General features: G+C 41.5%; 22 protein-coding genes and 2 pseudogenes. 16 read left to right on the top strand and 8 right to left on the bottom strand.

The genetic code is table 11. The features are described 5' to 3' along the window. The 7 genes from rpsR to BHV72_RS04840 form a co-directional block, all read left to right on the top strand. The coding region (gene rpsR / locus BHV72_RS04870; protein WP_286855006.1) for a 30S ribosomal protein S18 at positions 1–226 on the top strand (226 nt) is incomplete at its 5' end. Between the two features lie 14 nt (positions 227–240). Then, positions 241–684 (top strand): 50S ribosomal protein L9, encoded by a 444-nt coding sequence (gene rplI / locus BHV72_RS04865; protein ID WP_122118451.1) that lies wholly within the window; start codon positions 241–243, stop codon positions 682–684. Positions 685–761: 77 nt separating this feature from the next. Beyond that, positions 762–2,423 (top strand): SusR family glycan utilization regulator, encoded by a 1,662-nt coding sequence (gene susR, locus BHV72_RS04860; RefSeq protein WP_005678721.1) that lies wholly within the window; start codon positions 762–764, stop codon positions 2,421–2,423. 232 nt (positions 2,424–2,655) lie between these two features. Continuing rightward, positions 2,656–3,768, top strand: coding sequence for a disaccharide 3-dehydrogenase (locus tag BHV72_RS04855; protein ID WP_022041693.1), 1,113 nt, complete (start codon positions 2,656–2,658; stop codon positions 3,766–3,768). Between the two features lie 11 nt (positions 3,769–3,779). Then, positions 3,780–5,267 (top strand): glycoside 3-dehydrogenase, encoded by a 1,488-nt coding sequence (locus BHV72_RS04850; protein WP_005678724.1) that lies wholly within the window; start codon positions 3,780–3,782, stop codon positions 5,265–5,267. 47 nt (positions 5,268–5,314) lie between these two features. Continuing rightward, a complete protein-coding gene (locus BHV72_RS04845) occupies positions 5,315–6,178 on the top strand; it encodes a 3-keto-disaccharide hydrolase (protein WP_005678725.1) in 864 nt (287 codons plus the stop codon). A 93-nt stretch (positions 6,179–6,271) separates the two neighbouring features. After that, positions 6,272–7,177 (top strand): sugar phosphate isomerase/epimerase family protein, encoded by a 906-nt coding sequence (locus tag BHV72_RS04840; RefSeq protein WP_055173112.1) that lies wholly within the window; start codon positions 6,272–6,274, stop codon positions 7,175–7,177. Positions 7,178–7,263: 86 nt separating this feature from the next. Here BHV72_RS04840 and BHV72_RS04835 read toward each other — a convergent pair whose 3' ends face one another. Then, positions 7,264–7,479 carry a hypothetical protein gene (locus tag BHV72_RS04835; RefSeq protein WP_005682658.1) on the bottom strand — a complete coding sequence of 72 codons (216 nt, stop codon included), beginning with the start codon at positions 7,477–7,479 and terminating at the stop codon, positions 7,264–7,266. Positions 7,480–7,637: 158 nt separating this feature from the next. After that, entirely contained in the window at positions 7,638–9,311 is a 1,674-nt protein-coding gene (locus tag BHV72_RS04830) for a long-chain fatty acid--CoA ligase (RefSeq protein WP_005682659.1), read from the bottom strand. 110 nt (positions 9,312–9,421) lie between these two features. On the opposite strand from BHV72_RS04830, the gene mtaB reads away from it, so the two are divergent. Genes mtaB through BHV72_RS04810 form a run of 4 tightly spaced genes read left to right on the top strand, consistent with a single transcriptional unit; the run spans position 9,422 to position 13,230 of the window. Continuing rightward, on the top strand, positions 9,422–10,741 hold the full coding sequence (gene mtaB / locus BHV72_RS04825; RefSeq protein WP_005678728.1) for a tRNA (N(6)-L-threonylcarbamoyladenosine(37)-C(2))-methylthiotransferase MtaB: 1,320 nt from the start codon (positions 9,422–9,424) through the stop codon (positions 10,739–10,741). Positions 10,742–10,743: 2 nt separating this feature from the next. Further along, positions 10,744–11,679: a lysophospholipid acyltransferase family protein gene (locus tag BHV72_RS04820; protein ID WP_055173114.1), complete on the top strand. Its 936-nt coding sequence runs from the start codon at positions 10,744–10,746 to the stop codon at positions 11,677–11,679. Next, positions 11,676–12,704, top strand: a complete 1,029-nt coding sequence (locus BHV72_RS04815) for a glycosyltransferase family 2 protein (protein ID WP_005678730.1) — start codon at positions 11,676–11,678, stop codon at positions 12,702–12,704. The genes BHV72_RS04820 and BHV72_RS04815 overlap by 4 nt, the downstream gene beginning before the upstream one ends. Positions 12,705–12,708: 4 nt before the next feature. After that, a complete protein-coding gene (locus BHV72_RS04810) occupies positions 12,709–13,230 on the top strand; it encodes a methylglyoxal synthase (RefSeq protein ID WP_005678731.1) in 522 nt (173 codons plus the stop codon). Positions 13,231–13,295: 65 nt separating this feature from the next. On the opposite strand, the gene folB is transcribed toward BHV72_RS04810, so the two are convergent. The 3 genes from folB to BHV72_RS04795 all read right to left on the bottom strand — a co-directional run bounded on the left by folB (position 13,296) and on the right by BHV72_RS04795 (position 19,048). Next, positions 13,296–13,667: a dihydroneopterin aldolase gene (folB, locus tag BHV72_RS04805; RefSeq protein WP_032855429.1), complete on the bottom strand. Its 372-nt coding sequence runs from the start codon at positions 13,665–13,667 to the stop codon at positions 13,296–13,298. Positions 13,668–13,698: 31 nt separating this feature from the next. Continuing rightward, positions 13,699–16,380: a 4-alpha-glucanotransferase gene (locus BHV72_RS04800; protein WP_286855005.1), complete on the bottom strand. Its 2,682-nt coding sequence runs from the start codon at positions 16,378–16,380 to the stop codon at positions 13,699–13,701. Between the two features lie 130 nt (positions 16,381–16,510). Further along, positions 16,511–19,048, bottom strand: coding sequence for an adenosylcobalamin-dependent ribonucleoside-diphosphate reductase (locus tag BHV72_RS04795; protein ID WP_005682664.1), 2,538 nt, complete (start codon positions 19,046–19,048; stop codon positions 16,511–16,513). 284 nt (positions 19,049–19,332) lie between these two features. Between BHV72_RS04795 and BHV72_RS04790 the strand changes: the two genes are divergently transcribed. Beyond that, positions 19,333–20,076 carry an NADPH-dependent oxidoreductase gene (locus BHV72_RS04790; protein ID WP_055173118.1) on the top strand — a complete coding sequence of 248 codons (744 nt, stop codon included), beginning with the start codon at positions 19,333–19,335 and terminating at the stop codon, positions 20,074–20,076. Positions 20,077–20,178: 102 nt separating this feature from the next. On the opposite strand, the gene dnaA is transcribed toward BHV72_RS04790, so the two are convergent. The 3 genes from dnaA to BHV72_RS04775 form a co-directional block, all read right to left on the bottom strand. Next, the gene (dnaA, locus tag BHV72_RS04785; RefSeq protein ID WP_005678738.1) at positions 20,179–21,591 is read right to left on the bottom strand and encodes a chromosomal replication initiator protein DnaA; all 1,413 of its coding nucleotides are present in this window, start codon (positions 21,589–21,591) and stop codon (positions 20,179–20,181) included. A 351-nt stretch (positions 21,592–21,942) separates the two neighbouring features. Further along, a complete protein-coding gene (locus BHV72_RS04780; protein ID WP_005678739.1) occupies positions 21,943–22,836 on the bottom strand; it encodes an MlaD family protein in 894 nt (297 codons plus the stop codon). Positions 22,837–22,845: 9 nt separating this feature from the next. After that, positions 22,846–24,054 (bottom strand): N-acetylmuramoyl-L-alanine amidase family protein, encoded by a 1,209-nt coding sequence (locus tag BHV72_RS04775; protein WP_217298766.1) that lies wholly within the window; start codon positions 24,052–24,054, stop codon positions 22,846–22,848. 141 nt (positions 24,055–24,195) lie between these two features. Here BHV72_RS04775 and BHV72_RS04770 point away from each other — a divergent pair, with 141 nt between their 5' ends. The 4 genes and pseudogenes from BHV72_RS04770 to BHV72_RS04760 all read left to right on the top strand — a co-directional run. Continuing rightward, positions 24,196–25,092 carry a transporter gene (locus tag BHV72_RS04770; protein WP_122118458.1) on the top strand — a complete coding sequence of 299 codons (897 nt, stop codon included), beginning with the start codon at positions 24,196–24,198 and terminating at the stop codon, positions 25,090–25,092. Between the two features lie 31 nt (positions 25,093–25,123). After that, positions 25,124–25,267 (top strand): annotated as a pseudogene (locus BHV72_RS04765) (site-specific integrase); the annotation flags it as partial. Then, positions 25,258–25,350 (top strand): annotated as a pseudogene (locus BHV72_RS19620) (toprim domain-containing protein); the annotation flags it as partial. The pseudogenes BHV72_RS04765 and BHV72_RS19620, both read left to right, overlap by 10 nt. A gap of 100 nt (positions 25,351–25,450) precedes the next feature. Further along, on the top strand, positions 25,451–26,234 hold a 784-nt coding region (locus tag BHV72_RS04760; protein ID WP_286855004.1), incomplete at its 3' end, for a PDDEXK nuclease domain-containing protein.

The raw sequence follows: 26,234 nt of genomic DNA, 5'->3' as shown, positions 1-26,234 counted from the left end.
AGTAGACGTTAAGAAGAAAAAATACTGCCGTTTCAAAAAGAGCGGTATTAAGTACATCGACTACAAAGATCCTGAATTCTTGAAGAAATTCTTGAATGAACAAGGTAAAATCCTTCCGCGTCGTATCACGGGTACTTCTTTGAAGTTTCAACGCCGTATCGCGCAGGCTGTGAAGAGAGCTCGTCACTTGGCATTGTTGCCTTATGTAACTGACATGATGAAATAAGAAGGAGGAAAAGTATGGAAATTATATTAAAAGAAGACATTGTAAACTTGGGTTATAAGAACGATATCGTAAACGTGAAATCCGGATACGGTCGTAATTATCTGATCCCAACCGGAAAAGCGGTGATCGCTTCTCCTTCTGCAAAGAAAATGTTGGCTGAAGAACTGAAACAGCGTGCTCACAAACTTGAGAAAATCAAGAAAGATGCTGAGGCAACAGCTGCTAAGTTGGAAGGTGTTTCTTTGACTATTGCAACTAAAGTAAGTTCAACCGGTACTATCTTCGGTTCTGTTGGCAATATCCAGATTGCTGAAGCTTTGGCTAAGCTGGGTCACGAAATTGACAGAAAGATCATCGTTGTAAAAGACGCTGTGAAAGAAGTAGGTAACTACAAAGCAGTAGTGAAACTTCACAAAGAAGTTTCTGTTGAAATTCCTTTCGAAGTAGTTGCAGAATAAGAGCAAATTTACTTCATATACGAAAAGCGATTTGTTCTGATGAATAAATCGCTTTTTTTATTATTCCTGCTAATATTATGAGATTCAAATGTCGTTTTCTGAAGAAGAAATTTTTGCTTCTGCTGATTACTTTAGGAATTGGCAGTGCTCTTTATGCGAATGATGAATTGAAGTCTCTAGCGGATTCATTGCGCAGGATGATAGATGAAAAACCACTCTTCATTCAACAAAAAGAGCAACGGATCAATAGGATTAAATGTCTGCTGAAGGGATCAGGCCTAACTCTTGAACAAAAATATAAGATAAATTTTCAGTTATGTAACGAATATAAGAAGTTTGTCGTTGATTCGGCCATTCATTATGTCGATCAGAATTTAGAGATTGCCCGTAAATTGAATAACAGGGATTTAAAGAACCAGTCATCTTTGCAGCTTAGTCTTTTATATTCTATGTGCGGTCGGTATAGGGATGCGGAGTTGATTTTGGAAAAAATAAAAACCTCAGAACTTTCCAAAGATTTATTATCTGTTTATTATGAAACTTATTCCCGTTTCTGGGAGTATTACTCTATCACTGCCAATAGTCGCTATGGGAAGCAGCGGGCAGTATATCAGGATTCATTACTATCTCTTCTGGATCAAACTTCTTTTGATTATAAATTATCCCGGGCATATTATTATGGAGGGCGCGATTCCATAAAAGCGAAAACAGTTCTTCAGGAATTATTAGATACGGAGGAAGTGGGGACGCCTCATTATGCCATGATTACTCATGCGTATGCATCATTCTGCTGGCATCAGAAAAAAATGGATGAGAGAAAAAAGTACCTGATGATGTCTGCTATTGCGGATATCCGGAACGCAACACGGGAAACCGCTTCCTTGCAAGCATTGGCATTGATACAGTACGAAGAAAAGAATTTGTCTGACGCTTTTAAGTTTACACAGTCTGCTATTGATGATGTTGTTTCTTCCGGTATTCATTTCCGTGCAATGGAAATTTATAAGTTCTATTCTATTATTAATACTGCTTACCAGACAGAGGAGGCCCGGTCAAAATCAAATTTGATTACTTTTCTTATTTCAACCAGTATCATTCTTTTTCTTTTGGTCTTGTTGGTGATATGTATTTATATTCAGATGAGAAAGATTTTGAAGATAAAGCGGGCGTTGGTGCAGAGTAATGAAAAACTTTTGCGATTGAATGAGAAACTGAATACTATGAATAATCAGTTGAACGAACAGAATAATCAGTTGTCGGAAACTAATAATATAAAGGAACATTATATAGCCGAGTTTTTTGATGTATGTTTCAGTTATATCAGTAAAATGGAGAAATATCAGAATGTTCTGTATAAATATGCTATCAATAAATATTATGATGAACTAATTAAGAAGTTAAAATCGTCGGCACTTATTGATGAGGAACTTAACGCATTATATGCCCGTTTTGATAGGGTGTTTCTTAATTTGTATCCCACTTTTGTTTCCGATTTCAATGCTTTGTTGAAAGAAGAAGAACGGATTGTCTTAAAAACTGATACATTATTGAATAGGGAACTTCGTATCTATGCCTTGTTACGTTTGGGAATTTCGGATAGTGGGAAGATAGCAAATTTCCTTCGTTGCTCTACTAGTACTGTTTACAACTATCGTACAAAAATGAGGAATAAATCTGCTGTTGATCGGGATGAATTTGAAAATGAAATTATGAAAATTTGTCTCATAGATGAAAGATAAACCTCGAACCACACAAAAAAAATTCCAATCTTTCTACATTTTTAGCCCTCTTTTGAATGCTTAATATATTGATTATTAAGTGATAATATATTTTTTAAGTCTACATAAATTCGTGTAAGCTAAATGAAGTATTGTTTATTTGGCTAGTTTTGCAATATCAGTTTCCGGTTAATTAGCTTGATAATGAAAATTGACCGATTTATATTGTTTGCACTTAAATTTGCTATGTTTTATGAATACACAATTCTCGCTAGGCACGAAAATAAAAGTAGGAATAATCGGCTTTGGTAGAATGGGAAGATTCTACTGGGATGCGATGCGGAAAAGTAGGCGATGGGATATTGCCTATATTTGTGATACGAATCCTGCATCACGTGAATTGGCAAAAGAATTATCTCCGGAATCTTATGTAATAGAAGATAATCAGAAAATTTTTGAAGATGAAAGTGTGCAGGTTGTCGGGCTTTTTACATTAGCTGACTCCCGAATGGAACAAATAGAAAAGGCCATTCGATATGGAAAGCATATCATTGCAGAAAAGCCTGTTGCAGATACAATGGAAAATGAATGGAAAGTCGTGGAAATGGCCGAAAGTTCAGATGTCTTTTCTACGGTGAATTTGTATCTGCGAAATTCCTGGTATCATAACCTGATGAAAGAATATATTCGGCAGGGCGAAATCGGTGAGTTGGCTATTATTCGTATTTGCCACATGACGCCTGGATTAGCACCGGGTGAAGGGCATGAATATGAAGGTCCTGCTTTCCATGATTGTGGCATGCATTATGTAGATATTGCCCGTTCGTATGCCGGATGTGAATATCGGACATGGAACGCCCAAGGAGTGAATATGTGGAATTACAAAGACCCATGGTGGATTCAATGTCACGGGACTTTTCAGAATGGAGTAGTTTTTGATATTACGCAGGGGTTTGTTTATGGACAATTATCTAAAGATCAGACACATAATTCATACGTCGATATTATCGGAACAGAGGGCATTGTACGCATGACACATGACTTTACTACCGCTGTAGTCGATTTGCATGGGGTGAACCAGACACTTCGCGTTGAGAAACCTTTCGGTGGCAAAAATATTGATGTATTGTGTGATTTGTTTGCCGATTCTATCGAAGCCGGGCAACGGGACCCTCGCTTACCATTATTGCGCGACTCTGCTATTGCATCCGAATATGCATGGAAATTCCTCCAAAACGCACATATGCACGATTTACCGGCTATCGGTGATCTGCGTACGCTTGAACAAATCCGGGAACGAAGAAAAAATATGAAAAATGGATACGGATTGCTACATAGTAATCTACCACAAATAACAAACCCTTAAAATTACTAATTATGTCAGACATTTCGAGAAGAGATTTTCTTAAAACGGGCGCTATGGCTTTGGCAGGTATTACCATTGCTCCAAGCTCTATTCTAGGTATGAGTCACGGACACGTGTCTCCCAGTGATAAATTAAATATTGCAGCCGTAGGTATTGGTGGCATGGGGCATGCCAATATCAATAAAGTAAAGGGTACGGAAAACATTGTGGCTCTTTGTGATGTGGACTGGAAATATGCAAAAAGGGTATTCGATGAATTTCCGAAAGCAAAGAAATACTGGGATTACCGTAAGATGTATGAGGAAATGGGTAAATCCATTGATGGGGTAATTATTGCTACTGCCGATCATACGCATGCTATCATCACTGCCGATGCAATGACAATGGGTAAACATGTATTCTGCCAGAAACCCTTGACTCACTCTGTTTATGAATCTCGTTTGTTGACTAAATTAGCTGCTTCGACTGGTGTAGCCACTCAAATGGGTAATCAGGGAGCATCCGATGAAGGGACAGATTTAGTTTGTGAATGGATATGGAATGGCGAGATAGGTGAAGTGACTAAGGTGGAATGTGCTACTGACCGTCCTATCTGGCCGCAAGGACTAAATGCTCCAGAAAAGGCGGACCGTATTCCTGGTACCTTGAACTGGGACTTATTTACCGGTCCGGCTAAGTTGAATCCGTATAATGAAATTTATCACCCTTGGAACTGGCGCGGCTGGTGGGACTATGGAACAGGTGCGTTGGGTGACATGGCTTGTCATATCCTGCATCAACCGTTCAGAGCCCTGAAACTGGGTTACCCTACAAAGGTGGAAGGTTCTTCTACTTTGTTGTTGAGTGCTTGTGCTCCGCAGGCACAGCATGTGAAAATGATTTTCCCTGCCCGTGATAATATGCCGAAAGTTGCGTTGCCGGAAGTTGAAGTTCATTGGTATGACGGTGGTATGATGCCTGAACGTCCGAAAGGATTTCCGGAAGGAAAACAGCTAATGGGGCCTGGTGGTGGGCTGACTATTTTTCACGGAACAAAAGATACATTGATCTGTGGATGTTACGGTCAGCAGCCATTCTTGTTGTCGGGCCGCGTGCCGAATGCTCCGAAAGTTTGCCGCCGTGTACCGAATGCGATGAATGGTGGTCACGAAATGGATTGGGTACGTGCCTGTAAAGAAGATAAGTCAAGCCGCGTCATGACTAAGTCTGACTTCTCGGAGGCAGGTCCGATGAATGAAATGGTAGTGATGGGAGTATTGGCTATCCGCTTGCAGGGTTTGAACAAAACGTTGGAATGGGACGGTGTCAATATGTGCTTTACGAATATCAGTGATACGGAAACTCTTAGAACTTGTGTAAAAGACGGATTCAAGATTCACGACGGTCACCCGACATTTGACAAGACTTGGACAGATCCGGTTAATGCAAAACAGTTTGCTGCCGAGTTGGTGAAACATAATTATCGTGAAGGGTGGAGATTGCCCGATATGCCTCGGTAAGAATAGATGAAAGAAATTAAAAGATTAAAAATTAAATAACTATTAGTATGAAGAAAGTATTTTACCCTTTAGCTTGTCTTGCAGCAGGAGCCTTGGTTGCTTGCGGTGGTCAGAAATCAGGAAGTGCTCAGGCCGATCAACCCAATGAAGTAGCATTGGCATATTCAAAATCATTGAAAGCACCCGAAACGGATAGTCTGAAATTGCCTGTTGATGAAAACGGTTACATCACGATCTTTGATGGTAAGACGTTTGACGGATGGCGTGGTTATGGAAAAGACAAAGTTCCTGCTAAATGGACTATTGAAGACGGTTGTATCAAATTTAACGGAACCGGTGGCGGTGAAGCGCAAGACGCTGATGGCGGCGACCTGATTTTTGCTCATAAGTTTAAAAACTTTGAATTGGAGTTGGAGTGGAAGGTTGCTAAAGGTAGTAATTCCGGTATCTTGTATTTAGCTCAGGAAATTACTTCTAAGGATAAAGACGGGAATGATGTGCTTGAACCTATCTATATTTCTGCACCTGAATATCAGATTTTGGATAATGCCAATCATCCGGATGCAAAATTGGGTAAGGATAACAATCGTCAGTCGGCTTCTTTGTATGACATGATTCCGGCAGTTCCTCAAAACTCCAAGCCGTTCGGTGAATGGAACAAGGCTAAGATTATGGTTTATAAAGGTACAGTTGTCCATGGACAAAATGATGAGAATGTACTTGAGTATCATCTGTGGACAAAACAATGGACTGATATGTTGCAGGCAAGTAAATTTAGTGAAGAAAAATGGCCTTTGGCATTTGAACTGCTGAATAACTGTGGTGGTGATAATCACGAAGGTTTTATCGGATTGCAGGATCACGGCGATGATGTTTGGTTCCGTAATATCCGCGTGAAGGTATTGGACTAATCACATAGATAACTCGAAATTCCGCAAGTGAATGAATTTATGTTTGTTTGCTTGTGGAATTTGAATCATTGTAAACTCCTAATATCTAATTATATGAAGACTCGAATTTGCTTATGTGTGTTAGCTGCTCTTCTGATGATTCCGGTTGCAGTGACGGCACAGACTAAGAAAACTAAGAAAGAAGTGGCTATTCAGCTCTATTCTGTTAGAGATATATTGAATAGGGTAGACAATAAGGACGGAAAATGTGATCCGGCTTATACTGCCATTCTCGCGAAATTGGCAAAAATGGGATATACCGGTGTTGAAGCGGCTAATTATAATAATGGAAAATTTTATGATAGAACTCCCCGACAATTCAAGAAGGATGTCGAATCGGCCGGAATGAAAGTTTTGTCTTCGCATTGCACACGTGGATTGTCGAAAGAGGAACTGGCTTCCGGTGATTATTCAAAATCACTTGAATGGTGGAATCAGTGTATCGCCGACCATAAGGCAGCAGGAATGAAATATATCGTAGCTCCCTGGATGGATGTTCCTAAAACATTGAAGGATTTGGAAACTTATTGTGCTTATTACAATGAAATAGGTAAGCGCTGCAACCAACAAGGCTTGCGGTTTGGCTATCATAATCATGCGCATGAATTTCAGAAAGTGGAAGGTCAGGTGATGTATGACTATATGCTGGAACATACGAATCCTGAATATGTTTTCTTCCAAATGGATGTTTATTGGGTCGTTCGCGGACAAAACAGTCCGGTAGATTACTTTAATAAGTATCCCGGTAGGTTCAAGATATTCCATATCAAAGATCATAGAGAAATCGGGCAAAGTGGAATGGTCGGTTTTGATGCTATCTTTAAGAATGCAAAGACAGCGGGAGTTCAATATCTTGTTGCTGAGATAGAAAAATATAGTATGCCGGTAGAGGAAAGCGTAGAGGTGAGCCTTGATTATTTATTAAATGCTCCTTTTGTAGAGAAGTCCTATACTAAATAGCGTAATTACTTGGATTTAAGATATAAAAAAAAGTCTGTGCATGCTTTCGCATGTCAGACTTTCAATTCTCTCTAGCAGTTTCTGAATTATTCAGCTGTTTCAGCTGCTACGCTATCAGTTGCCAATGTATCAGCTGCTGCTGCGGCTGCTGCTTCTTCAGCTGCTGCTGCTTCTACTGCTGCGATTGAGTCAGCGATACGGATAGAATCTGCAGTTGCTTTTGCAGCGTCTGCTGCTTTGTTACCACATGATGCGAATGATACAGCTACGATAGCTACTGCCATTAAAACTAATTTTTTCATTTTCTTTGCTTTTTAAAAACGTAATACAATCAATTGCTTTATTAAAACGCTGCAAAGGTATGTACTTTTTCAATATGTTGTTCTCTAAAAGCCAACTTTTTTTATGTTTTTTTTCGGAAGGTTGGTTAATATACCTTCACTTTATGTTTTAAAACATGCTAATCTATTGTAATACTGTTATATAGATATCTTTTGATACTCCGTTTCGGAGTCTTTTCAAATTCTGTAGGATATAGCTGGATTTTGCTGATTTTTTCATAAGCAGCCACACTGTTATTCAGATTCTTCAGATTTTCATCCATAATTGTTTTCAGATTATCCGGATTGTTCAACCCGAGAGAGTCCAATGCTTCATAATCAGCATAAACAAGTGCCACCAATTTCTTGTTGTACTCGATAACAAGGCTTTCAAGGATAAAAGGCAGGTTGTTGAGTTTGGTTTCCAGTTCTTCGGGGAAGATGTTCTGCCCGCTTGAACTTAAAATCATTGTTTTCAATCGTCCGCGAATGAAGATGTTGCCGTTTGCATCCATTGTGCCGAGGTCGCCGGTACGTAGCCAGCCGTCTTCGGTGAATACTTCGTTTGTAGCTTCGGGATTCTTATAATATCCCACCATTACATTCTCGCCCCGGACTTGTATTTCTCCGGTTTCTGCCTCTGGGCTTTCCTTGTAGATGCGTGCCTCCATAATATCCAGAATCTTTCCGGAGGAGCCTAGAACGAACTCATTCCATGGAGCATAACTGATAAGGGGCCCACACTCTGTCATTCCATAACCAATAGTAAAAGGGAATTTTATTTTGTAGAAAAATTCTTCCACTTCTTTGTCCATAGCTGCGCCGCCGATAATAATCTCTTTGAAACGGCCACCCAGCGCATCAATCAGTTTTTTGCGTATCTGATTGTAGATTTGCGTATCAAGCAAGGGGATGTTGAGTGCCCACTTCATACCTTTCTTATTAATGAGCGGCTGAATGATGTTCTTGTATATTTTTTCGATGACTAATGGAACAGTGATAATCAAATTGGGTTTCACCTCCTCGAAGGCCTTCATAATGATTTTGGGAGAAGGGATTTTACCGAGCAAGGTGACATGGGTTCCGACTGCTGTCGCTGTCAGAAAATCAAATGCACAGCCGTATGCATGAGCGAGCGGGAGGAAAGAAAGCACTTTATCTCCCTTTTTCAGTAACTCGGTCCGAATACCGAAAGTGACGTTTCCTGCCAGGTTGTTACCTGTCAGCATGACTCCTTTACTGAAACCGGTCGTTCCGGAAGTGTAGTTTAGGAGCATTACTTTATCGTTGGATAAAGTGGTATATTGTATATTTTCACGGCTGAATCCTTGCGGATAAGAAGAATGCATTTCTTTATCAAGATTCTTCAGGAATTTCTGTATGGTTTCTCCGTCCCGTTGGTAGAGACAACGGAAATCGGTTAATGAGAATACACCACGCAATCCGGTGAGTTTTTCTTCCTCCAGGTTATCCCAAATATTGTCACTGGTGAATAAGAAAGTTGATTCGGAATGGTTGACAATATGGTGAACATCGTTTGGAGAAAAGTCCTGTAAGATAGGGACAATAATTGCTCCGTATGTAATTGTTGCCATATAGGCGATGCACCAATGGGCATTATTTTTGCCGATAACGGAGATCTTATCTCCTCTTCGGAGGCTACAATGTTTGAATAACAGGTGTAAACGGGCGATTTCTTCGGCTACCTGACCATACGTATATTGGGTATTTTCTCCATAATCGGTGTAACAGGGCAAATCCCAATTCTCACGAAAACTGTTTTCGTATAGTTTAATGAAATTCTCTTTAATCATTGCACGTTTTTTAGTGAATTGTGCAAAAATAGGAATAAACTTTCGTATCCTAAAGTGTTTTACTAATAATAATGTGTAACTTTGCACGAAATATGTGTTTATAACAGCTTATGATAGATACCACTGTGTTTCAAAATAAGACAGCCGTTTATTATACATTAGGCTGCAAATTGAATTTTTCAGAGACTTCAACTATCGGTAAAATCTTGCGTGAAGCAGGGGTCAGAACTGCGCGTAAAGGAGAAAAAGCAGATATTTGTGTGGTAAATACCTGTTCGGTGACGGAAATGGCGGACAAGAAGTGCCGGCAGGCCATTCATCGGTTGGTGAAACAACATCCCGGTGCTTTTGTGGTAGTGACCGGATGCTATGCGCAACTGAAACCCGGCGATGTGGCACAGATAAAAGGAGTGGATGTCGTGTTGGGTGCTGAACAGAAAAGTGATTTGCTCCGGTATCTCGGCAACCTGCAAAAACATGAAGAAGGAGAGGCTTTTACTACTGCAACCAAAGATATCCGTTCATTTTCACCCTCGTGTTCCCGTGGAGACCGTACCCGCTTTTTCCTGAAAGTGCAGGACGGCTGTGATTATTTTTGTTCGTATTGTACGATTCCTTTTGCCCGTGGGCGTAGCCGTAACGGAACAATCGCTTCTATGGTGGAACAGGCCGGGCAAGCTGCTGCCGAAGGCGGAAAAGAAATTGTATTGACAGGTGTCAATATCGGAGATTTCGGTAAGACAACAGGAGAAACCTTTTTTGATCTTGTAAAAGCATTGGATCAGGTTGAGGGCATAGAACGTTACCGTATATCTTCCATTGAGCCAAATCTGCTGACAGACGAAATTATTGAGTTCGTATCCCGTTCGCGTAGTTTTATGCCTCATTTTCATATTCCGTTGCAATCCGGTAGCGATGAGGTGTTGAAATTGATGCGTCGTCGTTATGATACCGCTCTTTTCGCATCGAAGGTGAAAAAGATTAAGGAAGTGATGCCGGATGCTTTTATCGGTGTTGATGTGATTGTGGGTACTCGCGGCGAGACGGAGGAATACTTCGAGGAGGCTTATCAGTTTATCGCCGGATTGGATGTGACACAGTTGCATGTGTTTAGCTATTCCGAACGTCCCGGCACGCAGGCATTGAAAATAGACTATGTTGTTTCTCCGGAAGAAAAACATCAGCGCAGTCAGCGGCTGTTAGCGCTTTCTGATGAGAAAACGCAGGCTTTTTACGCCCGACATATCGGGCAGACAATGTCGGTTTTAATGGAAAAATCAAAAGCGGGGACTCCGATGCATGGGTTTACGGAGAACTATATCCGTGTTGAAGTGGAAGCGGACAACTCATTGGATAATCAGGTAATCAATGTCCGTTTGGGAGATTTTAACGAAGATAAGACAGCACTTAAAGGTACAATTCTGATATAAGTATGAAATCGAGATTTATCTATTGGCTGGTATCCACTGGAATGTGGCTGTTTTCAGCTCTTCCTTTCCGAGTTCTGTATATACTTTCGGATTTCAATTATCTGTTGATGTATTATGTGGGAAAATATCGCCGTAAGGTTGTCAGAGGAAACTTGACGAAGTCATTCCCGGAAAAGACTCCCGCTGAAAGGTTGCAGATAGAGCGTAAATTCTATCGTTATCTGTCGGATTATATGCTTGAAGACTTAAAACTTCTGCACATGTCGGCTGAAGATCTTTGCCAACGGATGATTTACAAGAATACGGAACAATATCTCGAACTGACGGAGAAGTATGGCGGGATTATTGTGATGATTCCGCATTATGCCAATTATGAGTGGTTGATCGGAATGGGAGCAATAATGAAGCCGGGAGATGTACCCGTACAGGTCTATAAGCCATTAAGAGATAAATATCTGGATGAACTGTTTAAACGTATCCGTTCTCGTTTCGGGGGATACAATATTCCTAAGCATTCTACTGCACGGGAGATTATAAAGTTGAAACGTGAAGGAAAGAAAATGGTTGTCGGTTTGATAACCGACCAGTGGCCTAGTGGTAATGACAGGTATTGGACTACATTTTTAGGTCAGGAAACAGCTTTCTTGAATGGGGCGGAACGGATTGCCAAGATGATGAATTTCCCGGTCTTTTACTGTGAACTGACTAAAAAACGCAGAGGATACTGTGAAGCGGAATTTAAATTGATGACGGAAACTCCTAAGAATACAGCCGAAGGAGAAATTACTGAAATGTTTGCCCGGTATCTGGAACAGACAATCCGTCGGGAGCCGGCTTATTGGCTGTGGTCGCATAAGCGTTGGAAAGCCTCCAGAGAAGAATGGGCGGACATCGTGGAACAGGAGAAAGAAAGGCTGAAAGAGAAGCAAAAGCAATGAAAGTATCAGTAGTCATTTTGAATTGGAATGGGTGTGATATGCTTCGCACTTTTCTTCCGTCGGTAGTCCGGTATTCGAAAGGAGAGGGGGTAGAGGTTTGTGTGGCTGATAATGGTTCTACGGACGCTTCGGTGGAGATGCTCCGACAGGATTTTCCTTCGGTTAGGGTGATTCTATTGGATCAGAACCATGGTTTTGCAGACGGATACAACTTGGCTTTGCAGCAGGTGGAAGCCGACTATGTTGTTCTTTTAAATTCGGATGTTGAAGTAACGGAACATTGGTTGGAACCGATGATTGCGTATCTTGATATTCATCCGGAAGTTGCTGCCTGCCAACCGAAAATACGGAGCTGGCGGCAAAAAGATCATTTTGAATATGCCGGGGCGGCAGGTGGCTTTCTGGATAAATATGGTTATCCCTTTTGTCGTGGACGTATAATGGGAGTGGTTGAGAAGGATGAAGGCCAGTATGATAAGGTCATTCCCGTTTTTTGGGCAACAGGCGCGGCTTTGGTTATTCGTCGTGCCGATTATAAGGAAGTGGGCGGACTGGACGGACGTTTCTTTGCGCACATGGAAGAAATTGATTTGTGCTGGAGGTTACGCTCTCGCGGACGGGAGATTGTTTGTGTCCCTCAAAGTAAGGTCTATCATGTAGGTGGGGCTACACTTAAAAAAGAGAACCCCCGAAAGACCTTTCTTAATTTCCGTAATAACCTTGTCATGTTGTATAAAAATCTCCCGGCAGAGGAGTTAAATAAAGTGATGCGTATCCGGGCTTGCCTGGACTATGTGGCGGCATTTGTTTTTTTGCTGAAAGGCGATTGGGATAATGCTTGTGCCGTGATGCGTGCAAGGAAAGAATATAAGCAGATTCGTCCTTCATTTTCTTCTTCCCGTGAAGAAAATATGAGAAAAAAAAGGTTGGATCTGATACCTGAACGGACAAAAAATAGTATCTTGTGGCAGTTTTATGTGAGAGGATGCAAACGATTCTCTCAATTGTCGGACTTAAAAGGATAACGAAATGGAATCAAAAGTTAGAAAAGGTATCGGGCTGGTAGCACATGATGCCATGAAGAAAGATCTCATCGAATGGGTATTATGGAATTCAGAACTATTAATGGGAAATAAATTCTATTGTACAGGTACTACCGGTACCTTAATATTGAAAGCACTGAAGGAGAAACATCCGGATGAGGAATGGGATTTTACGATTCTAAAATCCGGTCCCCTGGGAGGTGACCAGCAAATGGGATCGCGCATTGTAGATGGTCAGATTGATTATCTTTTCTTCTTTACTGACCCTATGACACTGCAACCGCATGATACGGATGTAAAAGCATTAACCCGTCTGGCAGGTGTGGAAAACATAGTTTTCTGTTGTAACCGTTCGACGGCTGACCATATAATCTCCAGTCCTTTATTTATGGATCCTGATTACGAACGTATTCATCCCGACTATTCCGGTTATACGAAACGTTTCGAGAATAAGCCTGTCGTGACGGAGGCTGTGGAATCTGTGAATAGAAGAAAGAAGAAGAAATAGAAACTTCCGGAAGATTAATTGCAGAAAGAATATAATTTGTAGGGTATCCCAAGCTGGATACCCTTTTATTTTCTACTACAATACAACTCAATGCCTGCGGCATCAATGTCTGCTCCCATAGGTGGATTCCGCTTAGAAAGGCGAAGCTCCACTTCCTCAATATCAGGAAATGTCTCGAAAAGTTTTTGTACGATTCTGCCACCGGCATGTTCCAGCAATTTGGAAGGAATCGCCATTTCGGTTTTTATCACATTATGTACTTCGGCGTAGTTGACTGTATCTGCCACTTCATCCGTTTGTGCGGCTTTGCTGATATCTACTTTGAGTTTCAGGTCAATGACATACTCATTTCCGATAAGATTCTCTTGTGGTGCTACTCCGTGGTAGGCGTAGCAACGGATATCTTTTAAAAAAATAGTACTGTTGTTTATCTTCATGTTATTCTTGGTATCTCCCATTATTTTAGTCTTATTTTTGGGGAGCTCTCCCTGTATATTTGATAAGCTCGCCTATCTTCTTATTAAGTTCTTTAGCCTTCATTAGTTGTTCCAATGTGAGATGCATTCGATATCGCCAGTAATTTCTCGGGTTCGACGGTACGTTGATCCGTTCTTCCTGCACATTGGGATTTCTCCATTTTCCGTCAATCGACAACCAGTCTTGCAGGGAAAGAATACAGAGAATTGAGTTACTGTTGAGATGGTTACGTACCACCTCCTCGCATAGTTCGGGGGTTGCAACAGTTGGAGCAATGCCATAATGTCCCAAAATCGTATTATAATAACGTTGGGTCTGTTGGTAATCTTCTTCCCACCATCCACGTAAAGTGGACATATCGTGAGTAGAGATCGTGCAGACAGACCGGTATGGATATTCGCTCAGATGTCCGAACTCGTGCAACGGATTCTTAGGCATTCGCTGAATCTCCAGGCTAAGGATGCGTAAGTCGTTCATTACCGATGCAACGCAATCGGGAATCATTCCCAAGTCTTCTCCGCAAACTAACATACGGGTGGATTGTGTCAGTTGTGGTAACTTCTTCATTGCCTGTTGCTGCCAGAATGCATTGTGCCGGTGATAATAATACTGGTCATAGAGCTTGTTAAAAGCATTCTTTTCTGCCTCACTCAATGAACGGAAAATAAAGTCGCGCTGTACTCCGATGCGGGGATGATATTTTCCTTCCTCTTTCTTGTCCGGAACAAACAGTACGTTGCTAATTAAAGAATAAAGTCCTTCCCGAATCCAAATACTGTCTTCATCTTTTCTGTCGGAAAAGAAATTTTCCACTTCCCGTTGGGTCTCAAATCCCGGTTTCATGTGGTAGATACCGGATACATCAGTTGTTTGAAGAAAGTTCTGTTTCACGAATTCGGTATGCGGCCCGAACACTTGCCCGAGGAAAGACTCATGGATATAAGGAAGCAGATATTCGTCACGGAATGTAAAACCGAAACTCTCAATTTCTTCCCGGCTCATAGGGAGAGAAGGGGTAAATTGTCCTAATAAGCCGTGTACAGCGTGCATCGGTATTTCCCAAATACGGAAGAAGCCGAGAATATGGTCGATCCGGTAAGCATCGAAGTATTCCGCCATTTTTTGGAAACGTCTCATCCACCAGCGGTAACCGTCCTCTTCCATGATATCCCAGTTGTAGGTAGGGAATCCCCAGTTCTGTCCGTTTATCGAGAAATCATCGGGAGGTGCACCTGCTTGTCCGTTGAGGTTGAAATAATAAGGCTCCGTCCAGGCTTCCACACTATTCCGGCTGATACCGATAGGGATATCTCCTTTCAGTGCGACACCTTGCTCGCGGGCATATTGGGTAGCGGCCAATAACTGCAAATGCAGATGATACTGAATATAAAAGTAAAGGGCGATATGCGGATAATCTGCCGTCTCCGGCTGGCACATCTTTTCTATCTCCTTTGCATGGTAAGTAGAATATTTAGGCCATTCACGGAAATTCGGTGTTTTGTAGGCATCCCGTAAATAACTGAAAACAGCATACGGTTGCAACCATTCTTTATTGGCATCGAAAAACTCTTTGAAACCTTTGGAAGATAATGTCTTTTCTCCGTCCTGCCGGAATAATAGGCGGTAATACTCCCATTTGGTCTGGTTGACTGCTTCATAGTCAATGGCCGGCAGACTGTTCAATTCTTTTTGTTTTTTGTTGAATTTTGCTACCGCTTCTTTGTCTTTGAGTGTTCCCATTTGCCTTATATCCGCGTACATCGGGTGAAAAGCATAAATAGAAATACTATTATAAGGATAAGAATCAGTCCATGCGTGTGTCATTGTTGTGTCATTGACCGGCAGAATCTGTATCACCTTCTGATGAGTAGATACAGCCCAGTCAACCAACCGTTTCAGATCACCGAAATCCCCGACTCCGAAGCTCTTTTCTGATTTTAAGGAAAATACGGGTATAGCCATACCTGCTCCTTTCCATGCAGGAATATCGAAATAGACATACCGGTCGGAGATTACTAGTGTCTCGTTGGTCTTTAATTCCGGATCGGCTAAATACCGGTTAGGATTCTTCTCCCAACAATCCGCTTTCTTTTCCTGTTTGTTATAGAGGATAAACTTATATTCCAGCGGGAACTTCAGTTTACTTGCATCCAGTTCTATCTGCCATTCCGGAAAGTTTGCATCACTCATGAGGACGGCCTTCTCCGGATTCCAGTTGCCTAATGCCTTTTGATTGCCGCAGATTGCCAGGCAGTAATCCTTGTTGATACGTGGAGCATAAGCCTTGATAACCAGCCCTTTTTTGTAACTTTGCGGAATTTCTTCCCTTTCAGGATGTGCCAGCAGGGCTTCTGTAAAAGCAGAACTGTAAAAGCATAATTGCTCGGGAATATTCTTCCAACAGTCATTGATTCTATATTTCTTCTTGGAGGTACCGGACAGGAAAAGACATCGGGAAAAACTGTCCCATTCTTTGCGGGTCACAATTCCGTTCTGTTCTATCTGGTAATTGTAATGAATTGTCAATCCTTCGTTGGGAACTTCGAATTCCAGTTCTGCCGTCCAGTAGATACCGTCTGTGGTATGCAAAGGGACAGATTCCGGAGACAGTCCGGCAATTCTGACCTCTTCTCCCCAGTTGGTGCGGTATTCTATATTAAATGATAAAATCATATATATTAGATTTTGATTGGATACTAATGATACTGCAAGTATAAGACATTTTTTTGAATAAAAAATAAAAGGAGCCGCACCGGACTCCTTTTAACCTTTTGTTTATATATTAATTAACATACGAGTATGTTTATCCGCATCTGGAAGCGCCGCAAGTCGTACAAATCAGACAGCCTTCCTGATAAACCAAAGTTTCGTTGCCGCAGTTCGGGCATTTCTTTCCTTTGGCTTCCGTTCCGTCCTGAATGTATTTCTTCAATGCGCGTTCCACACCATTTTTCCAGGTATTGATACTTTCGCTGTTCAACTGGAGCGAACCGACCAGCTTGATTACTTGTTCAATCGGCATCCGGTAGCGGAGTACGCCGGAAATCAATTTGGCATAATTCCAATATTCTTTGTTGAACTTTTCGGACAACCCTTCAATAGTAGTCTTATATCCGCGTTTGTTTTCAAACTGGAAGTCATAACGTTTTGTTCCATCTTCGTCTACATTCTTGATGATACGCCCGCAAGTCACACTCTTAGGCAACAAGATACCTTCGTCATCATCCTGCAAACCGGTAAAGATCTCATAAGGATGTCCGTCCAGCAATCCGACAAATGCCACCCATTTTTCCTTGTTGTTCTGGAAACGGACAACGTCAGCTTCCAAAACTTTCGGGCGTACCTCTACTACCGTAGGCGGTTTGCAAGGAGGAAGTTCCTCTTTTTTCTCTGATTTTGTAGAAATCAGTACTCCGGAACGTGAACCGTCACGATATACCGTACAGCCTTTGCAACCGGATTTCCATGCTTCTACATATAACCGGTTCACTAAATCTTCGTCTACATCGTTCGGCAGATTGATAGTTACACTGATAGAGTGGTCAACCCATTTCTGGATTCTTCCCTGCATCTTCACTTTCATCAACCAGTCTACGTCATTGGAGGTAGCTTTATAGTAAGGTGATTTGGCAACCAGTTCGTCAATTTCTTCCTGTGTATAGCGTCTGGCAGGATCATAACCGTTCGCTTCCATCCATGTAACAAACTTATGGTGGAATACAATGTATTCCTCGAATGCGTCTCCTGTTTCATCAACGAAATCCACATGTACATTGGTGTCATTCGGGTTGACCTTTCTTCTACGTTTGTAAACAGGCAGGAATACAGGCTCGATACCTGAAGTAGTCTGCGTCATCAAACTGGTTGTACCGGTAGGAGCGATAGTCAGACACGCAATGTTACGGCGTCCGTACTTCTTCATTTCTGCATATAGCTCCGGATCAGCTTCGGCAAGGCGTTTGATGAACGGATTATTCTGTTCGCGTTCGTTATTGTAGATTTCAAAAGCACCGCGCTCTTTTGCCATTTCGACAGAAGAACGATAGGCACCCAAAGCCACTGTCTTATGTACTTTCTCAGAGAACTCTGTTGCTTCTTCCGTACCATAACGCAATCCTAAAGCAGCAAGCATATCGCCTTCGGCAGTGATACCCACACCGGTACGACGGCCCTGACCGCTCTTCTTATATATCTTTTCCCAAAGTACACGTTCCGCACGTTTCACTTCTTCGTTTTCCGGATCTTCATCAATCTTCTTCATGATACGCTCGATTTTCTCCAGTTCGAGGTCGATGATATCATCCATGATGCGCTGAGCCAAAGCCACGTGCTTCTTGAATAAATCAAAATCAAAATATGCGTCCGGCTTGAACGGATTCACTACATAAGAATATAGATTGATAGCCAGCAATCGGCAAGAATCGTAAGGACACAATGGTATTTCACCGCAGGGATTAGTAGATACTGTCTTGTAACCCAGATCAGCATAACAATCGGGCACAGATTCACGGATAATCGTATCCCAGAACAATACACCCGGTTCTGCTGATTTCCATGCATTATGTACGATCTTCTTCCATAGGGTAGAAGCGTCGATTTCTTTTGTGAATGCAGGATTGGCAGCGTCAATGGGATATTGCTGTACATAAGGTTTGCCCTCTACGGCAGCCTGCATGAAAGCATCGTCCAGTTTGACTGATACATTTGCTCCGGTAACCTTTCCTTCCGTCATTTTTGCATCAATGAATGCTTCGGAATCCGGATGTTTGATAGACACACTTAACATCAACGCGCCACGACGTCCGTCCTGGGCAACTTCACGGGTCGAATTGGAATAACGTTCCATGAACGGAACAAGGCCGGTAGAAGTAAGAGCCGAGTTTTTAACGGGAGAACCTTTCGGGCGGATGTGAGACAGGTCGTGACCTACACCACCACGTCTTTTCATCAATTGCACTTGTTCTTCGTCGATTTTGATGATAGCACCATAAGAGTCTGCGGCGCCGTCCACTCCGATTACGAAGCAGTTGGATAATGAAGCCACCTGATAATCATTACCGATGCCTGTCATCGGGCTGCCTTGGGGAACGATATATTTGAAATGATCCAATAGATCATATAGTTCCTTTGCAGTCAGGCCGTTCGGGTACTTAGATTCGATACGTGCCACTTCATTTGCAATTCTCCAATGCATATCTTCCGGAGACTTTTCGTAAATATTTCCGAAAGAGTCCTTGACTGCGTATTTGTTTACCCAAACCCTGGCAGCAAGCTCATCGCCTTGAAAATATCGTAAAGATTCTTCATAGGCTTCATCATAAGAATAAATTTGTTTTTCCACGATGTTATGTGTCTTAGATTTTATTTTTAATAAGTAATGTGTAGAAGTTTACTTATCATTAACAAATGTGGTTGCAAATCTAAGAATGTTTTTTCATCTATCAAAATAAAAATGAAATAATTTATTAACAGGTTGCAAGTTTTCCATTTGTTGTTGCTAAGTAATTGATAAACAATGAAATCGCAGAAAGGTTTAAAGGTTAAAGTTCTCCAAAAAGAAAACTATTCTTTTCTGTCGATATAGCGGAATGAATTTTTCTTTTTATATCTTTGCAAAAAAAATATATGTTTGAAACCGTAAAGAACAGAAGAACTATTCGGAAATATCTACCAAAAGATATCGCTCCCGATTTGTTAAATGATTTGCTTGAAACCTCTTTCCGTGCTTCTACAATGGGAGGAATGCAACTTTATAGTGTAATTGTCACGCGTGATACAGAAATGAAGGAGAAACTTTCGCCTGCACATTTTAACCAGCCAATGGTAAAAAATGCACCGGTCGTGCTTACTTTTTGTGCCGATTTCCGTCGTTTTTGTAAGTGGTGCGAACAACGAAAAGCTGTACCGGGCTATGACAATTTAATGTCTTTTATGAATGCCGCCATGGATACTTTGCTTGTTGCCCAGACCTTCTGTACGTTGGCAGAGGAAGCCGGACTGGGAATCTGCTATTTGGGAACAACTACTTATAATCCGCAGATGATTATTGATACTCTGCAACTTCCGGAGCTGGTATTCCCTCTCACAACTGTAACGGTAGGCTATCCGGACAGTATCCCTGCACAAGTTGACCGTTTACCTTTGGAAGCGGCTGTACATCAGGAAACCTATCATGACTACACATCCGAAGATATTGATAAACTGTATGCCTATAAGGAATCGTTGCCTGAAAATAAACAATTCATCGAAGAGAATCAGAAAGAAACGCTTGCTCAGGTTTTTACAGACATACGTTATACAAAGAAAGATAATGAATTTATGTCCGATAACTTGTTGAAAGTACTTCGTCAACAAGGTTTTTTGAAATAAGTACTTGAAATAAACAGCAGGTATCAAGTATTATCGCAGTTACATTTGCTTTATATGCACACGCATGGATAATACTTAATACCTGCTATTTTTATCGTTGATTTAGTTTCTCTTCTTCAGCAGTGATTCAATTTCCTGTACTTCTGCATGAAAGCTCTTGTCTACTTCCAGTTGGCCTTTTACTGTTTTGCAGGCGTGAAGTACTGTTGCATGGTCTTTGTTACCAATGAATTTGCCTATCTTGGATGTTGAAAAGTCTGTGTGATTTTTAGCCAGGTACATGGCAATCTGGCGTGCCTGAACCACTTCTCTTTTTCTGGATTTCGTATGTATAGCAGACGGTTCCAAGTCGAAATGCTTGCATACGACTTTAAGAATATCGTCAATTGTTACAGCTTTTGTTTCGTTGTGAACTACGCCATGCACAATGTGCTGTGCCAAATCCAGATCTATTTCCTTGTTGAAAATAGTAGAACGTGCCATAATCGCAATAACGATACCTTCCAGATCGCGTACGCTCTCATTCACATTTTCAGCAATATAATCAATCACTTCCGGTGGGAATTGCAATCCGTCGCGGTGTATCTTATTACGCAGGATGTTTTTGCGAAGTTCTACGGTCGGCTTTTCGAGTTCGGCTACCATACCCCATTTGAAACGGGTTAACAGACGTTCTTCGATACCTTGCAGCAACACTGGAGCGCGGTCGGAAGTCAGAATGAGCTGCTTGCCGTTCTGATGCAGATGATTGAAGATATGGAAGAAGTTGTTCTGAGTTTTGGTAACTCCGGCAAACTCCTGAATATCATCAATGATAAGTACATCAATAGTCTGGTAGAAGTTGATAAAGTCGTTGGTCGTGTTGTTACGTACTGAGTCTGTATATTGAACCTGAAATAAATGCGCCGAAACATATAAAACTCTTTTTTCGGGATATATTTCTTTGATTTTCGTGCCGATTGCGTTTGCAAGGTGCGTTTTTCCTACTCCGGAAGCTCCGTAGAGGAATAACGGGTTGAAAGCGGTACCTCCCGGTTTTTGTGCTACGGCTTCGGCAACGCTTCTTGACAGTTTGTTGCTGTATCCTTCGATGAAGTTCTCAAAGTTATAGTTGGGGTTCAAGTGTGGATCCAAATCCTGAACAGCAGGAGCTTGCAGGAAATTGGGTGCTTTGTTGGCACCAAATATACTTTTGGGAGTAACAGCGGTAGAACGATTGCTTGCTTCGAGATTCACGGTTTGATTCGGAATCGAAGTCTTGTCGACCATGACGTTGTACATCAACTTGGTGCCTTCGCCAATGACCTTATATAATGTCTTGCGGATTAGATCTACGAATCTCTCCTCCAGAATTTCATAGAAAAACTGGCTCGGGATCTGCAAGATCAATGTTTTGTCCTCATATTTTAATGGAACAATCGGGGCAAACCAAGTATTATATGTCGTCTCGGGAACATTGTCTTTAATTACCTCGAGACAGCGGTTCCAAAGTACGGCATGATTTGATTCAATCATAGTAACTTTTAATACATTTATTAATTAAGCAAAACTTCTACGCTTGCAAAATTCGGAATCTTATTTGGAAAAAACAAATCTATTTTTTCTTGTTTATTTCATGAAAACAATAATGTGTTTACTTTCAGTGACTTATACATTTCTATAAAAACATGATGCCTCTGAAGGCTATTGCATTTTTATAAGTATCTGTATAATAGCTTTTTATATCCCTAAATTATGTAGCTTTTCTTTCATTTATCTGTTTGTACGGGAATATTATTTCGGTTTGTAGATAGACATTTGCAGAGTGATCCACATTCTTTTTACGCTCTCTCGTTATTTAGATAAAATCTATATAACGATGAAAACTTACTTATCTTTTTTACCGAATAATGAGAAGTGAACATAACGCTTCGGATGTGCTTTCAGGTCTTCAAGCAAACTGGCGGCATTCTCTGTCGTTGCGTTCAGATTATTGTATAATGACGGATCGTTGAAAAGCAACCCAAGCGTGTTGTCTTTGCTGTTCAATTTCTCTGTAAGTATTTTTACGTTAGCCAAAGTTTCGTCTATTTTTTTGAAAGTAGCTGCATAGTCTATTTCCTTTAAATTACCGCTAATGGCTATGAAGTTGTCTCCGATTGTATTAAGTTTCCCGGTGAGCTGGGGGATGTCTTTGCTCATTAGTCCTTTCATCTGTGAGCTGACTACTGCGAGGTTGGCGGTGGTAGTCTCCATTGAATGCAGGGTGGCGGGGATGCTCTTGTCTCCCAGAATATTGTTCAGGGAGATCAGGATTGAATCCAGCTTGGGCAACATTTCCTGCACTTTAGGCATGAGCTGTGCCACGCTTTCCATCATTCCGTTATTCAGTTTGCCGGGAATCGTATCTCCTACGGCATATTTTTCGCGCGGATTGTTGGCGAGAAGGATGTTCATGCGCACACCTCCCATTAACTCGGATACCAGTTCGGCGCTACTTCCTTTGGGGATACGCAGTTCCGTATCCAGTTCAACTTCGACGATCACATTTCCCGGGTTCACGTAGTCATAATAGATGTCACGTACAATACCTACGCGGACACCGTCTGCAAATACCGGACTTGATTTGGTCAGTCCGTTTACGTTTTGAAATTTGGCATAGAAATAACTGGAAGGCTGGAACATGTGTATACCTTTCAGCCAATTAATTCCATAAATCAGTACGCATAGTGCTATTATACCTGCAATACCTATTCTGACTTCTTTTGTAATGTACTTCATTTTATATTTTTATTTATTTTTTCTTTTCTTGAATTCGGCGATCGCTTCGTTGACGTTCATTTTCTCGCCGTTCCGGAAAGCGATGATAAAGGCATCCTTGAATTGTGCCGTGATGCTACGTTTCGTACGCAATACCTTATTATAATCGGCAGAGGCACCATACGTATATTTATAGATTCCTTTTTCTTTATAATAGTCCACTCCTTTCAGTCCTTTCAACCTTTTGTCATTTTTAGTGAGAGGCTTGGAAGAGGTGAGTATCTGTATCTTAAACGTAATTTCACTGTCATTGGTTGCACTTTCTACTACAATAGGACGTTTGGGCGTTGTTTTCGCTGTTACGGCAGGCTGGGGAGAAGCTTGTGCGATTACCGGAGCATTTTTCTCCTCCTGTTCTTCGGCAGGAATAATCGTCTTGCTGACTCCTGTCAGGCGCAGTTCATGTTCTCTCTTGTAATTCAGAAAAGCACGGTAAATTCCGTTCGCCATTGTATTGGCACCTGCTTCCGAGTTCAGGTAACGTTCTTCCTCGGGAGTGGAGATAAATCCTAGTTCCACCAGAATGCTGGGCATGGCGCTTGCTTTTAATACAAGGAATCCGGCTTGGTGCACGCCCCGGTCCACTCGTTTGCAAGTATGTCGGAATTGTTTCTGCACCAGTGAAGCCAGATGCACGCTCTGCTCCATATATTTATCCTGCATAAATTCGAATATGATATAAGATTCTGCAGAATTCGGATTAAAACCGGCATATCTTGTTTTGTAGTCGCTTTCGTAGAGGATTACGGCATTCTCTCGTTTGGCAACTTCCAGGTTGGCTTCTGATTTGGCCAGACCCAGGGTCCAGGTAGAAGCACCTTTTGCTGTACGGTTGTTTGCCAGTGCGTTGGTGTGAATGGAGATGAAAAGATCGGCTTTCGCGTTGTTTGCGATTTCCGCCCGTCGTGCCAGAGGAATGAACACATCTTTGCTGCGCGTATAAATCAGTTTGACATCATCACAGTTCTTTTTTATCAGATTTCCTACTTTCAGGGCAACGTTCAGGTTGATATTCTTCTCTTTAGAGATTTTGCCGATAGCTCCCGGGTCGTGTCCGCCGTGTCCGGCATCAATGACTACGACAAAATCTTTCCCCCATAAACGGTTGGTGCATGAGGGCAGGAAAAGTAGCCAGAGGCAAATGCATATATATAATATGTATGGTCTATTCAGTTTCATATCTGTAATACGCTGCAAATGTAGTAGAATTTTGTAGAAAACTCATTATTTGCCATTAAGTTTTGTGTTTTTTTCGGTTTAAAGGTAGCTTTTCTCCTGAAATCTCCGTTACTTTGCACCCCGAAGTTAAAATGTATGCCGATGCTTAAGTTTTTAAAGAATTGGACATTACCTATCGCTATGTTGGTAGGCGCTGTGGGGTATCCTTTGTTCATCAGTCTATCTTTCCTGACTCCTTATCTCATATTCACGATGCTGCTGCTCACTTTTTGTAAAGTATCTCCGCATGATTTGAAACCAAAGCCACTTCATGCATGGCTGTTGTTGATCCAGATTGCGGGGGCGCTGGCTGCTTACTTGCTGCTTTATCGTTTCAATAAAATTGTGGCGGAAGGGGTCATGGTTTGCATTATCTGCCCTACGGCTACTGCTGCGGCAGTGATTACTTCCAAATTGGGAGGGAGTGCGGCGAGTCTGACTACTTACACATTGCTGGGGAATATTGGAGCAGCTATTGCCGTCCCTATTTTTTTTCCTTTGGTGGAGGTACATCCCGATGTTAGTTTTTGGGGAGCATTCTTTGTTATATTGAGTAAAGTATTTCCATTATTGATCTGTCCTTTTCTGGCTGCGTGGCTGTTGAGCAAATGTCTGCCGAAAGTGCATCAGAAGCTGTTGGGCTATCATGAACTTGCTTTCTATTTGTGGGCAGTCTCTCTGGCTATTGTTACAGCCCAAACGTTGTATTCGCTGTTGAATGACCCTGCGGACGGCTTTACCGAAATAATGATTGCAGTCGGGGCTTTGGTTGCTTGTTGTTTGCAGTTTTTCTTAGGGAAAACAATCGGCTCTGTCTATAATGACCGTATCAGTGGCGGTCAGGCATTGGGGCAGAAGAATACGATTCTGGCTATTTGGATGGCACATACCTATCTCAATCCGTTGTCTTCTGTTGCTCCGGGATCGTATGTGCTGTGGCAAAACATTATCAATAGCTATCAGCTTTGGAAAAAGAGAAAGAATGAGATGAAAAATTAAATATAAATAACTGAAATATAGTGATTTATAGAATGATGTGCACGGATTTCAGAATACCAATAAATCCAAAGCAAACGTACTTGACTATTTGTTGGATATGAGAGCGCAATCTAAAGAGCGTGGCAGTCTGAATTATGAAAAGATTATTGGCAACACTATCCGTGAATTGAAATTGTGACTTTACGGCAGAAAAGTTGTCCCGATTATCCCGACCTTGACAAGCAAGACTATCTTGTTTTGAACTCTGTTTCCAATCTCCCAGCTTGTGAAAGTCGGGGCTTTGTGCATAAAAAAAAGAGGTGTGCATTTTGACACACCTCCTTATTTTTGTACTTTTGTCACATATAACAAAACGCAAATGGATATAAATCAGAATTATAGAGAAGCAGTAAAGACCATAAAAGAAGCTATTCTGCGCAGCCAGTACCGTGCAGCCACATCGGTGAACAAAGAACAGCTATCTCTTTATTACGGCATCGGACGTTACGTGTCGAAAAATTCCCGTATAGGCTTTTGGGGTAAAGGAGCAATAGAGCAAATATCTTCTCTGTTGCAAAAAGAATTGCCGGGGCTAAGGGGATTTTCAACTTCGAATATAAAGAATATGCGAGTTTTCTATGAAGAATGGGAACCTGTTCTAAATCGCCAGCCATTGGCTGGCGATTTGGTATTAGATGAAAAATTGCTGTTGAGCGTAATTCGCCAGCCACTGGCTGATGAATTCAATTGGGCTGATTTCCTTTCAATCGGTTTTAGTCATCATACCGAAATAATATCCAAAGCTAAGACTTTGGAAGCAAGGCTATTTTATATACATGAGTGCGCTATTCGCTATTGGAGTAAATACACTTTAAGGGATTACTTAAAAGCAGACCTGTACAGCCACCGGGGAACTTTGCCTAACAATTTCGCACAAACATTGCCTGATACTAAGCAAGCTCTAAAAGCTGTTTGTTCATTTAAAGATGAATACTTGCTTGATTTCATCAATGTGGAGGAACTGGATGAGCAGGAAGAGGATTTAGACGAAAAGATAGTAGAAAAGTCGATTGTTGCCAACGTGAAGAAGTTTATTATGACTTTTGGGCAGGATTTCAGTTTTATAGGCAATCAATATCGTGTTGAAGTGGCTGGAGAGGAAA

The sequence above is a fragment of the Bacteroides sp. 43_46 genome (assembly GCF_001915455.1).
GTDB lineage: Bacteria > Bacteroidota > Bacteroidia > Bacteroidales > Bacteroidaceae > Bacteroides > Bacteroides caccae.
Note: the sequence above shows the minus strand (reverse complement) of the source record. Positions and strands in the feature narration are given on the sequence as shown.